Genomic DNA, 12,512 nt, shown 5'->3' on the forward strand with positions numbered 1-12,512 from the left:
CTACATTGCCCACCAAGGCGGCGGGCAATGCACAAGGTCGACACTCGCCTGCGCCCCACTTTGCGATCGCCCTGCGATTCTCCGAATGACGCCCATGCCCTACGTACGATGGAGAGCGAAGGCACTAGCGCCCCTGCGGGCCTAACGCCCTATCAACATTGCCGGAAAGCGCAGGATGCGGCGGTACGGTCGCATTGACCACCTGAATGGCCAGGCGCCCCCGCTGGCCCCGGGTACCGTTAAGGTAAGCCCTGCCGCTCTCGATCAGGCGGCGCGTCACTCGCCCGGTCGGGCCGAACAGTTCGAGCCCTGTGCGAATGTCGCCGTTCTGCAAATCGTTCGGGTCGAATCCTTCCAGCGTCCAGAGCGGCGTGACCTTGCCCTTGCGGTAGCGAAACAGCAGCCCCTCGCTGTCGACGTTGACATCGCCCCCTGGCACATTGATGTGTAGCGAAGGCGCAGGATCCAGCATTCCCAACTCCACCCTTGGAGGCACTTGCAAGGGCGATTTCCCGGCAGGCGTGTCGGTTGGGTACATGCCTAGATAACCGCCGCGGCTGATATCCAGCACATACTCCAATTGCGGCCAGCGATGGACGTTAATGCCCGCATAGGCGGGGCGTATCTCATAGGCATACAGCTCGCCGATTCGATACGTACCGAACCAGAAGTACTCGCAATAGATGCGTTGGCGGGGCCCGAAAAGCGGCAGGTTGTCATGCAGAAAGGACTGGATTTCCTCGGGACGGTAGTCACGGCCCGACATCAACCAACCGTCGTCGCCGTTCCAGTCGTTGAATTCGACCCAGATCGGTTTGACCAACTCGCCCCGCGACGCTAGCAATTGGCCTGGACTGATCGATTCTTCACTGAATTGCCAGAAGCACCTCGCATTGAAGGATAACAGGGGCTGGAAAACGTATTCACTCATGGACGCACACCGCTGGTTGGTCAGAAAGCGGCGACTGTAGGGCGGCATTTTCAGGTTGAGCAGCGGGAACGGGTTCTAACGCAATGCGTCGTCCAGAAAGGCCGGTGCGATGTAGCGCTGGTAATGAGCTTCGGACAACAGGAAGAATTCGCGGTCGATGGCGTCGCGCAGCTCGGGCAGTTCCCAGTCGCGAAATTCCGGCAGCAAGGCGATGCCATAGGCCTCTAGATCGCGAATCATGCGGGCACCACGGGCGATCAGCTGATAGGCCCAGCAGTATTCGGACTGCCGCGCGAGAAACCGGATTGAGCGCTGCTCCAGCTGATGGCGCAGTCGTTCCTTATCGAACACCTCCAACTTGGCCATCATCACCTGCCCGAGCAGTTGCTCCAGGCGCAGCCAGACCGCGCGCTTGGCCTCCTCGTCGTAGCCGTTCCAGTGGATCACCTCGTGGTGGAAACGCTTGCAACCACGGCACACCAGATCGCCATACACGGTGGAGCACAGGCCGACACAGGGGGTTTTGATGGACTTGCTGGACATGGGAAAACGACAGCTGGGCGGTGGCACACGGCGCCATGTTAGCCCTTTGTCTAACCAGGGTCACCCGTTAAAGTCCTGCGAGGCGCCTTACCATCGCAGCGTTTTTCCCGTAGAATCATTCGGCCTTTTCCAAGGCAACCATGTCCGTTGGAAGCTGTTTTCAAAGCGTCACGAGCACAGTCATCCGGTAGAACGGCGTTGGCCCGGCACATGCCCCGCATGCACGGCCAACCCCTCATCAGCCTTCCGTTCTACAGGCGTAAAACTTTGAAAACAGCTTCTGCAAGGATTTCCGGCACCCTGGTTTGACGGCCCACAACGCCGTCTCTGCGCAGCCTTGCCGGAAGCCTGGATAAGCGTCCCGGACTCCCTTTTGGGACCACTGATGAGGGTAATAACTGTGCTTGAAGCCTACCGCAAACACATCGAAGAGCGTGCCGCCCTGGGTATCGTGCCCCAGCCGCTGAACGCCGAACAAACCGCAGGCCTGGTCGAGCTGCTGAAGAATCCCCCCGCCGGCGAAGAAGCCTTTCTCCTCGAACTGATCACCGACCGCGTACCGCCAGGCGTCGACGAAGCCGCGTACGTCAAGGCCGGCTTCCTCTCGGCCGTGGCCAAGGGCGACGTGCAGTCGCCGCTGATCGACCGCAAGCGCGCCACCGAACTGCTCGGCACCATGCAAGGCGGCTACAACATCGCGACCCTGGTCGAGCTGCTGGACGACGCCACCCTCGGCGCCGTCGCGGCCGAACAGCTCAAGCACACCCTGCTGATGTTCGACGCCTTCCACGACGTGGCGGAAAAAGCCAAGGCCGGCAACGCCAACGCCAAGGCCGTGCTGGAATCCTGGGCCGCCGGTGAGTGGTTCACCAAACGTCCGGCCATCGCCGACAAATACACCCTGACCGTGTTCAAGGTGCCTGGCGAAACCAACACCGACGACCTCTCCCCCGCGCCCGACGCCTGGTCGCGCCCGGACATCCCGCTGCACGCCCTGGCCATGCTGAAGATGGCCCGCGACGGCATCGAGCCCGAGCAACCCGGCTCGGTCGGCCCGCTCAAGCAAATCGCCGACATGCGCGCCAAGGGCTTCCCGGTCGCCTATGTTGGTGACGTGGTCGGCACCGGCTCCTCGCGTAAATCGGCCACCAACTCGGTGCTGTGGTTCTTCGGCGACGACATCCCCAACGTGCCGAACAAGCGCGCCGGTGGCTTCTGCTTCGGCACCAAGATCGCCCCGATCTTCTACAACACCATGGAAGACGCCGGCGCCCTGCCGATCGAGTTCGACTGCACCGACCTGAACATGGGCGACGTCATCGACGTGTACCCCTACAAGGGCGAAGTGCGCCGCCACGGCAGCGACGAGCTGGTCACCACCTTCGCACTGAAAACCGAAGTGCTGCTCGACGAAGTCCGTGCCGGTGGCCGGATTCCGTTGATCGTCGGCCGCGGCCTGACCGACAAGGCCCGTGCCGAGCTGAACCTGGGCGCCACCGACCTGTTCAAGCTGCCCGAAGCGCCGGTCGACACCGGCAAAGGCTACACCCTGGCGCAGAAGATGGTCGGTCGCGCCTGCGGCCTGCCGGAAGGCGAAGGGGTGCGTCCTGGCACCTACTGCGAACCGAAGATGACCACCGTCGGCTCCCAGGACACCACCGGCCCGATGACCCGCGACGAGCTCAAAGACCTCGCCTGCCTGGGCTTCTCCGCCGACCTGGTGATGCAGTCGTTCTGCCACACTGCGGCCTATCCGAAGCCGATCGACGTCACCACCCACCACACCCTGCCCGACTTCATCCGCACCCGTGGCGGCGTGTCGCTGCGTCCAGGCGACGGCATCATCCACAGCTGGCTGAACCGCATGCTGATGCCCGACACCGTGGGCACCGGCGGCGATTCGCACACCCGCTTCCCGATCGGCATCTCGTTCCCGGCCGGTTCCGGCCTGGTGGCCTTCGCCGCCGCGACTGGCGTGATGCCGCTGGACATGCCCGAGTCGATCCTGGTCCGCTTCAAGGGCAAGCTGCAGCCTGGCATCACCCTGCGCGACCTGGTGCACGCCATTCCCTACTACGCGATCCAGAACGGCCTGCTGACCGTCGAGAAGAAAGGCAAGAAGAACGCCTTCTCCGGCCGCATCCTCGAGATCGAAGGCCTGGACGAGCTGACCGTCGAGCAAGCCTTCGAGCTGTCCGACGCCTCGGCAGAACGCTCGGCGGCCGGCTGCACCATCAAGCTGCCGGAAAAGGCCATCGCCGAGTACCTGCGCTCCAACATCACATTGCTGCGCTGGATGATCGGCGAAGGCTATGGCGACCCACGCACCCTGGAGCGCCGCGCGCAAGCCATGGAAGCCTGGCTGGCCAACCCTGAGCTGCTGTCGGCCGACGCCGATGCCGAGTACGCCGAAATCATCGAAATCGACCTGGCCGACGTCAAGGAGCCCGTGCTCTGCGCGCCGAACGACCCGGACGACGCCCGTCTGCTGTCCAGCGTGCAAGGCGAGAAGATCGACGAAGTGTTCATCGGCTCGTGCATGACCAACATCGGTCACTTCCGCGCCGCCGGCAAGCTGCTGGACAAGGTCAAGGGCGGTATCCCCACTCGCCTGTGGCTGGCCCCGCCAACCAAGATGGATGCTCACCAGCTGACCGAAGAAGGCTACTACGGCATCTTCGGCAGAGCCGGTGCGCGTCTGGAAATGCCAGGCTGCTCGCTGTGCATGGGTAACCAGGCGCGCGTGCAGACCGGCTCCACCGTGGTCTCGACCTCGACCCGCAACTTCCCCAACCGCCTGGGCGACGCCACCAACGTCTACCTGGCTTCGGCGGAACTGGCGGCCGTGGCCTCGATCATCGGCAAGCTGCCGACCGTCGAAGAGTACATGCAGTACGCTCAGAGCATCGACAGCATGGCGGCCGACGTCTACCGCTACCTGAGCTTCGACCAGATCGCGGAATTCCGCGACGCGGCAGAAGCGGCGAAGATCCCGGTAGTCCAGGCGTAAGCCAAAGGTTGTAAAGCGGTATAAAAAAGCCCCGGCAGCGATGCCGGGGCTTTTGCGTTTCTGGATATCGGGCCCTTAGGCCGGCGCGTAGGCGCTAGCGAAGGAAGGCCCTACAACCACCCTGGGAATCACTCGTAACGCAAGGCCATGGCAGGCTCGACCTGGGACGCGCGGTAGGCCGGGTACAAGGTCGCCAGGAAGCTCATCACCAACCCTGCCGTGCAGATCAACCCCACATCGCCCCATTGCAGCTCCGAAGGCAGGCTGCTGATGAAGTACACGTCCGAGGTGAAGATGTGCTGGCCGCTGACGCGCTCCAGCCAGCCGACGATCTGGCTGACGTTGAGCGCGGCGACCACGCCCAGCGCGCCGCCGATCAGGGTGCCGACGATGCCGATCAGCGAACCCTGGACCATGAAGGTGCCCATGATCTGCGCGGGGGTGGCGCCGATGGTGCGCAGGATGGCGATGTCCGCGCCTTTGTCGTTCACCACCATGATCAAGGTGGCGATGATATTGAACGCCGCCACGGCGATGATCATCATCAGCAGCAGACCGATCATGGTCTTTTCCATCTTCATCGCGCTGAACAGACTGCCCTGGGTGTGCGACCAGTCATCGGCACGGTAGGCGGCGCCCAGTTCTCCCGCAATGGCTTTGGATACCTGCGGCGCGGCGTAGAGGTCGTGCAGCTTGAGCCGTACGCCTTGCACGCTGCCCTCGGGCCAGTGCTGCATTTCGGCGGCGTCGGCGACGTTGATGTAGGCCTGCGCCCCGTCCAGCTCGGCGCCGACCTTGAAGATGCCGACCACGGTCAGGCGCTGCATGCGCGGGGTGATGCCACCGGGCGCCTTGCTGATCTCGGGCACGATGAGGGTGAGTTTGTCGCCGGTATTGAGGCGGAAACGCCGCGCCGTGAGCTCGCCGATGACCACGCCGAACTCGCCGGGCACCAGGTCCTGCAAGCGGCCCTGGACGATGTGCTGGCCGACGATGGACACCTTGCCCTCTTCGGCCGGCTCGATGCCGCTGATCTGGATCGGCTGCATGGCACCCTTGTACGAGAGCATGCCTTCCATGTCGGTGATCGGTGCTGCCGCCATCACCGCCGGGTTGCGCAGGACGGTGTCGGCCAGGGTACGCCAGTTCTGCACCGGCTCGACGCCCAGCAGGCTGGCGTGGGGCACCAGACCGAGGATGCGCGAGCTCATCTCGCGTTGGAAGCCGTTCATCACCGACAGCACCACGATCATGGCCAGCACGCCCAGCGAGAGGCCGATCATCGAGGTCATGGAAATGAACGAAATGAAATGGTTGCGCCGTTTGGCGCGGGTGTAGCGTGCGCCGATGAACAAGGGCAAGGGTCTGAACATGGACGGGAATACCCAGTGGAAAAGTGAATGAGGGGCCGCACGCGGCCCCATACAAGACCTAGATCGGCACCAGGTGACCGTCTTCCAGGCGCAGCACACGGTCCATCTGACGTGCCAGGTTGAGGTCGTGGGTCACCACCAGGAAGGCGGTGCGCGACGAGGCAGACAACTCGCGCATCAATTCCTGGATGCCCTGGGCGGTGTGATGGTCGAGGTTGCCGGTCGGCTCGTCGAGCATCACCAGCCCCGGCTGGTTGACCAGCGCCCGGGCGATGGCCACCCGCTGGCGCTCGCCACCGGACAGCTCGGCTGGCTTGTGGCTCAGGCGATGCCCAAGGCCCACGCGCTTGAGCAGCGCCGTGGCACGCTCGCGCGCCTCGGGAATCGGCGTGCGGCCGATCAGCAGCGGCATGCACACGTTCTCCAGCGCAGTGAACTCGGCCAGCAGGTGGTGGAACTGGTATACGAAGCCCAATGCCCGGTTACGCAGCAGGCCACGGGCGCGCTCGCCAAGGGCCGAAAGCTCTTCGCCCGCCAGCCAGACGCTGCCCTGGCTCGGGGTGTCGAGACCGCCGAGCAGGTTGAGCAAGGTGCTTTTGCCCGAGCCCGAACTGCCGACGATGGCGACGCGCTCGCCCGGCAGCAGTTCGAGCTGCAGGTTGGCCAGCACCTGCACCGACTCAGGGCCTTCCTCGTAGGACTTGCCCAGGTTGCGGCAACTCAATACGGCTTTATCACTCATGCGCGACTCACTCATAACGTAGCGCCTCTGCAGGCTGGGTGCGCGCCGCGCGCCAGGCCGGGTACAGGGTGGCGAGGAAACTCAGGGCCAGGGCCGCGCCGCAGATCATCCAGACGTCCTGGGGCAGGATCTGCGAGGGCAGGTAATCGATGAAGTACACGTCGGCGTTGAGGAATTTGTGCCCTATCAGACGCTCGATGCCGGCGATGGCGGCACTGACGTTGAGCGCCGCGAGAATGCCGACCGCCGCGCCGATCAAGGTGCCGACCACGCCGATCACCGTGCCCTGGACCATGAAGATGGCCATGATCTGCCGGGGGGTGGCGCCCAGCGTGCGCAGGATGGCGATGTCGCCGCGCTTGTCGTTGACCACCATCACCAGGGTGGAAATGATGTTGAACGCAGCCACCGCGACGATCAGCAGCAACAGCAGGCCGATCATGGATTTCTCCATGCGGATGGCCTGGTAGAGGTTGCCATGGGTGCGGGTCCAGTCGCGCGAGTAGAACTCGCCGTCCAGATGCTGGGCGATGTCGTAGGCCATGCGCGGCGCCTCGAACAGGTCGTCGAACTTCAGGCGCAGCCCCTGCACCTGGTCGGCCTTCCAGCGGTGCAGGCGCGACAGGTCGGAAATGTTGGTCAGGCCCAGGTAGCCGTCGATCTCGCCGGCACCCACGTGGAAGGTGCCGACCACGGTGAAGCGCTTCATGCGCGGGAACATGCCGGCTGGGGTGATACTGACTTCCGGGGCGACGAAGGTCAGCTTGTCGCCGATGCCTACGCCGAGCTTGGCCGCCGCCTTGTCGCCGATCATGATCCCCCACTCGCCCGGTGCGAGCTTGTCGAGCCCGCCCTGCAAGGTGAAGCGGTCGATGATCGAGACCTTGCGTTCCAGTGTCGGGTCGACGCCGTTGAGCAGCACCTTCTGCACCTTGCCGTCATGGGTGAGCAAGCCCTGCATCTGGGTGAACGGCGCCACCTCCAGCACCTGGGGGTTCTGCTTGACCCGTTCGGCCACGGCCGGCCAGTTGTCGATCGGCTGGCTCGACTCGAGGGTGGCGTGCGGGATCATGCCCAGCACGCGGGTACGCATCTCATGGTCGAAGCCGTTCATCACCGACAGCACGACGATCATCACCACCACGCCAAGGGCGAGGCCGATCATCGAGGTCAGGGAAATGAACGAGACGAAATGGTTGCGACGCTTGGCACGGGTGTAGCGCGTACCGATGAATACGAAGAGAGGTCTGAACATGTCTGGGCTTGTTCGGATGAAAGGGAACGTCTTTGTGGCGGGGCGTGCTAGGCAGCTTTACACTCCGACCATTGCCGCCACCATGGGTTCACCATGACGACTCCAGACGCAGAAGAACGCCGCGAATACTACCGCATCGAAGACTGGATCGCACTGCAAATCCGCCCCCTGAGCGCCGCCGAACTGAGCGACGCGGCGCTGGCGCAGAGTGCCCCGGCCTTGATGGGCCTGCTCGGCGAACTGCACCTGGCCGACTTCGAAAGCCAGCACCTGCTGCGCCAACTCAGCGACAAGGACCGCATCCTCGCCGCCTTCCTGCGTGCGCAGAACAAACGCATCGACCTGCTCAGCGCCGTGGTGGCGCAGAGCATGCTCGGCCAACTCGGCGAGCCGCAAGCGGTGATGCTCTCCGAAGGCGGGCTTGATTCGATCAGCGCCGAGCCCTTCGCCGTGGGCACCCGCGTCGCCTTGCAGATGGTGCTGCTGCCCCGGGGACACGGCTTGCTGCTGCGCGGGCGGGTCAGCCGTTGCGAACCCAGAGCCGAAGGCGACTATGCCCTGGGCACCGAATTCACCGACCTGACCGACGCCGAGCGGCAACTGCTGGCTCGCCATATCCTGCAACACCAACAGCAGCGGCGGCGTCAGGCGCTGGAACAGCAAGACCCGACTTGAGCCCACTCCCTACGTGAAGGAACGACCGTGACACTCATCTATGGCCACCGCGGCGCCAAAGGCGAAGCCCCCGAGAACACGCTGAACAGTTTCCGCCAGTGCCTTTCCCACGGCGTCGACCGCTGCGAACTCGACCTGCACCTGTCAGCCGACAACGAACTGATGGTCATCCACGACACCACTCTCAAACGCACCACCGGTCGGCGCGGCAAGGTGGCGGAGCACACGGCGGCGGAACTGGCGACCTACGACGCGCGCCAGGGCGGCCCGAGCTGGGTGCAGCCCTGCCCCATTCCGACCTTGCAGACGCTGTTCGAGCAGTGCGCGTTCGAGCACTGGCAACTGGAGGTCAAGAGCGCCTCGCGCACCCGCGCCGCCAGCACCGTGCTGGCGATTCGCGAGTTGGCCCAGGCCTATGGCCTGCTGGACAAGATCACCATCACCTCCAGCTCCCGCGAGGTACTGGGCGCGGCGCTGGAACTGGTACCGGACGTGGCCCGTGGCCTGGTGGCCGAATATGCCTGGCTCGACCCGCTGAAGGTCGCGCAGAACTACGGTTGCAATCTGCTGGCGCTGAACTGGACGCTGTGCACCCCAGAACGCCTGCATAAAGCTCAGGCGCTGGGCTTGCACGTGTCGGTATGGACGGTCAACGAGCCGGCGCTGATGCACCGGCTGGCCGATTTTGGCGTCGACAGCCTGATCACAGACTTTCCCGGTTTGGCCAGGACCACCCTCGGAACAGACTGAAACCACTCTCCCCGACCGGCTCAGGCGACCGGCCGGAGCCGGTCAAAAAAGCCGGTTCAGGCCGTCGTAGGCGGCTACCCGATAGGCTTCGGCCATGGTCGGGTAGTTGAAGGTGGTGTTGACGAAGTACTTGAGGTTGTTCAACTCGCCGGGCTGGTTCATCACCGCCTGGCCGATGTGCACGATCTCCGACGCCTGATAGCCGAAGCAATGTACGCCCAGCACCTCCAGGGTCTCGCGGTGGAACAGGATCTTCAGCATGCCTTGCGGCTCACCGGCGATCTGCGCGCGGGCCATGCTCTTGAAGAAGGCCTTGCCCACTTCGTACGGCACCTTGGCCTGGGTCAGTTCCTGCTCGTTCTTGCCCAGCGAGCTGATCTCCGGAATGGTGTAGATACCGGTCGGCACGTCGTCGACGAAACGCCAGCTGCCGTTGTCGACGATGCTGCCCGCCGCCGAACGACCTTGGTCGTGGGCAGCACTGGCCAGGCTCGGCCAGCCGATCACATCGCCTGCGCCGTAGATGTTGCTGACCACGGTGCGATAGGCCTCGTCGACCTCGATCTGGCCACGGCTGTTGACCTTGATGCCGATGTTTTCCAGGCCCAGCTTGTCGGTGTTGCCGGTACGGCCGTTGCCCCAGAGCAAGGCGTCGGCCTTGATCTTCTTGCCCGATTTGAGATGCAGCACCACACCGTTGTCCAGCCCTTCGACGCGCTCGTAGTCTTCGTTGTGGCGCACGGTGATGTTGTTGTTGCTGAAGTGGTAGCTCAGCGCCTGGGAAATTTCCGAGTCGAGGAAGCTGAGCAACTGGCCGCGGTTGTCGACCAGCTCGATCAGCACGCCCAGGCCGCTGAAGATCGAGGCGTATTCGCAGCCGATCACGCCCGCGCCATAGATGATCAGCTTGCGCGGAGTGTGGCTGAGGCTGAGGATGGTGTCGCTGTCGTAGACCCGTGGGTGGCTGAAGTCGATGTCGACCGGGCGGTACGGACGCGAACCGGTGGCAATGATGATGTGCTTGGCCACCAGCTTTTCCACCACACCGTTGGGGCAGACCACTTCGATGGTCTGCTCGTCGGCGAAGCTGCCGGTACCGAAGAACAGGTCCACGCGGTTGCGCGCGTAGTAGCCGGTGCGCGAGGCGACCTGCTTGGCGATGACCTTCTCGGCGCTTTTCAGCACGTTGGGGAAGGAGAACCAGCGCGGCTCGCCGATGGCGCGGAACATCGGGTTGGTGTTGAACTGCATGATCTGCCGCACTGAGTGACGCAGGGCCTTGGACGGAATGGTGCCCAAGTGGGTGCAGTTGCCGCCGACCTGGCGACGGCTGTCGACCATCGCCACCTTGCGCCCCGCTTTGGCAGCGTTCATCGCCGCGCCTTCACCGGCCGGGCCGGAACCCAGCACCACCACGTCGTAGTTATAGACAGCCATGCGTACTCCTTCAGAACGGGCCCGGCGGCCGAGTCGGCGGCGGGGCTTGGCCATGTCGCCGCAGCGCCATGGAAAAATTCGGGTTGCAGTCTAAACAAGCCTGAACGCCGCGCACATTAACCCTTGGTCGCGTCGTAGGCCAATTCTGCCTGCACTACATGTTCATCGTACGCCTGTTCCATGGCGACATTCACTGCTCCGGATGCGTCCTTGGGCCACCGATCGGTACGACGGGCGCCGGACGAAAAACGGGAACCCTAGGGCTCCCGTTTCGTTCATGCGTTACACGCCGATCAGCGTGGGAAAGCTGGCGGGTTGACCCCGGCCATGTCTTCCATCACGCGCACGACCTGGCAGCTGTAGCCGAATTCGTTGTCGTACCAGACGTACAGCACGACGCGGTTGTCGTTGGCGATGGTCGCCTCGGCGTCCACCACGCCGGCGTAGCGCGAACCGACGAAATCGGTGGAGACCACTTCCTGCGAGCTGACGTAGTCGATCTGCTTGTGCAGTTCCGAGTGCATGGCGGTCTGGCGCAGGTACTCGTTGATCTCCTCGCGGGAGGTCGGATGCTCCAGGTTCAGGTTGAGGATGGCCATGGACACGTTGGGTGTCGGCACGCGGATGGCGTTGCCGGTCAGCTTGCCCTTGAGCACTGGCAGCGCCTTGGCGGCAGCCGTGGCGGCGCCGGTTTCGGTGATGACCATGTTCAGGGTGGCGGCGCGGCCGCGACGGCTGCCTTTATGGAAGTTGTCGATCAGGTTCTGGTCGTTGGTGAACGAGTGAACGGTTTCGACGTGGCCGTTGATGATGCCGTACTTGTCGTTGACCGCCTTGAGCACCGGCACGATGGCGTTGGTGGTGCAGGAGGCGGCCGAAACGATCTTGTCTTCCGGGGTGATGTCGCCATGGTTGATGCCGTGCACCACGTTCTTCAGCGCGCCTTTGCCGGGTGCAGTGAGGATCACGCGGGCGGCGCCCGGGCAGGCCAGGTGCTGGCCCAGGCCGTCGGCGTCACGCCAGACACCGGTGTTGTCGACGATCAGCGCATCCTTGATGCCGTACTGGGTGTAATCGACTTCGCTGGGGTTCTTGGCGTAGATCACCTGGATCAGGTTGCCATTGGCGGTGATGGTGTTGTTGGCTTCGTCGATGACGATGGTGCCGTCGAACGGGCCATGCACCGAATCGCGACGCAGCAGGCTGGCACGCTTGACCAGGTCGTTTTCGGCGCCCTTGCGCACGACGATGGCGCGCAGGCGCAGGCCGTCGCCGCCACCGGTCTTCTCGATCAGGATGCGCGCGAGCAGGCGGCCGATACGGCCAAAGCCGTACAGCACCACGTCGGTGCCCTTGGCTTCGCCGGCGCCCTGCTGGCCGACCACATCGGCCAGCTCTTCGCGCACGAAGGCTTCGGCGCTGCGCCCGTTGCCTTCCTGCTTGAACTTGTTGGCCAGCTTGCCCAGGTCGACCGAAGCCGCGCCGAGCTTGAGCTCGCTCATGGCCTTGAGCAGGGGGAACGTCTCGTGCACGGACAGCTCGCATTCGTCGCTCTGACGGTGGCGGGCAAAGCGGTGCGCCTTGAGGATCGAGATCACCGAACGGTTGATCAGGCTGCGGCCATAGATCGAGCTCACCACGTTGTTGTTGCGGTAGAGCTGACCAATCAGCGGAATCATCGCCTCGGCGAGCGCTTCACGATCGATCCACTCACCAAGGCACTGGTCGGGCTTCTGAGTCACGGGAACCTTCCACATGTAGGGACAGAAAAAAGGGGCTACATTATGCAGCGACTG

10 protein-coding genes are annotated in these 12,512 nt (G+C 63.8%); 3 read left to right on the top strand and 7 right to left on the bottom strand.

The window, feature by feature from the left end; genetic code table 11:
* Positions 1-124: 124 nt before the first annotated feature.
* Positions 125-931 carry a hypothetical protein gene (locus tag B4M43_RS16805; RefSeq protein WP_296268605.1) on the bottom strand — a complete coding sequence of 269 codons (807 nt, stop codon included), beginning with the start codon at positions 929-931 and terminating at the stop codon, positions 125-127.
* Positions 932-1,006: 75 nt separating this feature from the next.
* Positions 1,007-1,474 (bottom strand): DUF1289 domain-containing protein, encoded by a 468-nt coding sequence (locus tag B4M43_RS16810; RefSeq protein ID WP_296268606.1) that lies wholly within the window; start codon positions 1,472-1,474, stop codon positions 1,007-1,009.
* 400 nt (positions 1,475-1,874) lie between these two features.
* Here B4M43_RS16810 and acnB point away from each other — a divergent pair, with 400 nt between their 5' ends.
* Positions 1,875-4,484 carry a bifunctional aconitate hydratase 2/2-methylisocitrate dehydratase gene (gene acnB, locus B4M43_RS16815; RefSeq protein ID WP_296269020.1) on the top strand — a complete coding sequence of 870 codons (2,610 nt, stop codon included), beginning with the start codon at positions 1,875-1,877 and terminating at the stop codon, positions 4,482-4,484.
* Between the two features lie 128 nt (positions 4,485-4,612).
* On the opposite strand, the gene B4M43_RS16820 is transcribed toward acnB, so the two are convergent.
* From B4M43_RS16820 to B4M43_RS16830, 3 genes are read right to left on the bottom strand one after another with little or no spacing between them, the layout of a single operon-like run.
* On the bottom strand, positions 4,613-5,857 hold the full coding sequence (locus B4M43_RS16820) for a lipoprotein-releasing ABC transporter permease subunit (protein WP_296268607.1): 1,245 nt from the start codon (positions 5,855-5,857) through the stop codon (positions 4,613-4,615).
* Positions 5,858-5,915: 58 nt separating this feature from the next.
* Positions 5,916-6,599, bottom strand: a complete 684-nt coding sequence (lolD, locus tag B4M43_RS16825) for a lipoprotein-releasing ABC transporter ATP-binding protein LolD (RefSeq protein ID WP_296268608.1) — start codon at positions 6,597-6,599, stop codon at positions 5,916-5,918.
* A 7-nt stretch (positions 6,600-6,606) separates the two neighbouring features.
* On the bottom strand, positions 6,607-7,854 hold the full coding sequence (locus tag B4M43_RS16830) for a lipoprotein-releasing ABC transporter permease subunit (RefSeq protein ID WP_296268609.1): 1,248 nt from the start codon (positions 7,852-7,854) through the stop codon (positions 6,607-6,609).
* A 93-nt stretch (positions 7,855-7,947) separates the two neighbouring features.
* Between B4M43_RS16830 and B4M43_RS16835 the strand changes: the two genes are divergently transcribed.
* Positions 7,948-8,529 (top strand): PilZ domain-containing protein, encoded by a 582-nt coding sequence (locus tag B4M43_RS16835; RefSeq protein ID WP_296268610.1) that lies wholly within the window; start codon positions 7,948-7,950, stop codon positions 8,527-8,529.
* 27 nt (positions 8,530-8,556) lie between these two features.
* Positions 8,557-9,279, top strand: a complete 723-nt coding sequence (locus B4M43_RS16840) for a glycerophosphodiester phosphodiesterase (RefSeq protein ID WP_296268611.1) — start codon at positions 8,557-8,559, stop codon at positions 9,277-9,279.
* Positions 9,280-9,321: 42 nt separating this feature from the next.
* On the opposite strand, the gene sthA is transcribed toward B4M43_RS16840, so the two are convergent.
* Together sthA and B4M43_RS16850 are read right to left on the bottom strand one after the other, a co-directional pair.
* Positions 9,322-10,716 (bottom strand): Si-specific NAD(P)(+) transhydrogenase, encoded by a 1,395-nt coding sequence (sthA, locus tag B4M43_RS16845; RefSeq protein WP_296268612.1) that lies wholly within the window; start codon positions 10,714-10,716, stop codon positions 9,322-9,324.
* A 293-nt stretch (positions 10,717-11,009) separates the two neighbouring features.
* Positions 11,010-12,473: a glyceraldehyde-3-phosphate dehydrogenase gene (locus B4M43_RS16850; RefSeq protein ID WP_296268613.1), complete on the bottom strand. Its 1,464-nt coding sequence runs from the start codon at positions 12,471-12,473 to the stop codon at positions 11,010-11,012.
* Between the last annotated feature and the right edge of the window lie 39 nt (positions 12,474-12,512).

It is taken from the genome of Pseudomonas sp. UBA6562 (genome assembly GCF_002434265.1).
Lineage (GTDB): Bacteria > Pseudomonadota > Gammaproteobacteria > Pseudomonadales > Pseudomonadaceae > Aquipseudomonas.

Coding starts and splice junctions, on each gene's coding strand:
- B4M43_RS16805 (WP_296268605.1), bottom strand. CDS start 931: ATGAGTGAATACGTTTTCCAGCCCCTGTTATCCTTCAATGCGAGGTGC.
- B4M43_RS16810 (WP_296268606.1), bottom strand. CDS start 1,474: ATGTCCAGCAAGTCCATCAAAACCCCCTGTGTCGGCCTGTGCTCCACC.
- B4M43_RS16820 (WP_296268607.1), bottom strand. CDS start 5,857: ATGTTCAGACCCTTGCCCTTGTTCATCGGCGCACGCTACACCCGCGCC.
- lolD (WP_296268608.1), bottom strand. CDS start 6,599: ATGAGTGATAAAGCCGTATTGAGTTGCCGCAACCTGGGCAAGTCCTAC.
- B4M43_RS16830 (WP_296268609.1), bottom strand. CDS start 7,854: ATGTTCAGACCTCTCTTCGTATTCATCGGTACGCGCTACACCCGTGCC.
- B4M43_RS16835 (WP_296268610.1), top strand. CDS start 7,948: ATGACGACTCCAGACGCAGAAGAACGCCGCGAATACTACCGCATCGAA.
- sthA (WP_296268612.1), bottom strand. CDS start 10,716: ATGGCTGTCTATAACTACGACGTGGTGGTGCTGGGTTCCGGCCCGGCC.
- B4M43_RS16850 (WP_296268613.1), bottom strand. CDS start 12,473: ATGTGGAAGGTTCCCGTGACTCAGAAGCCCGACCAGTGCCTTGGTGAG.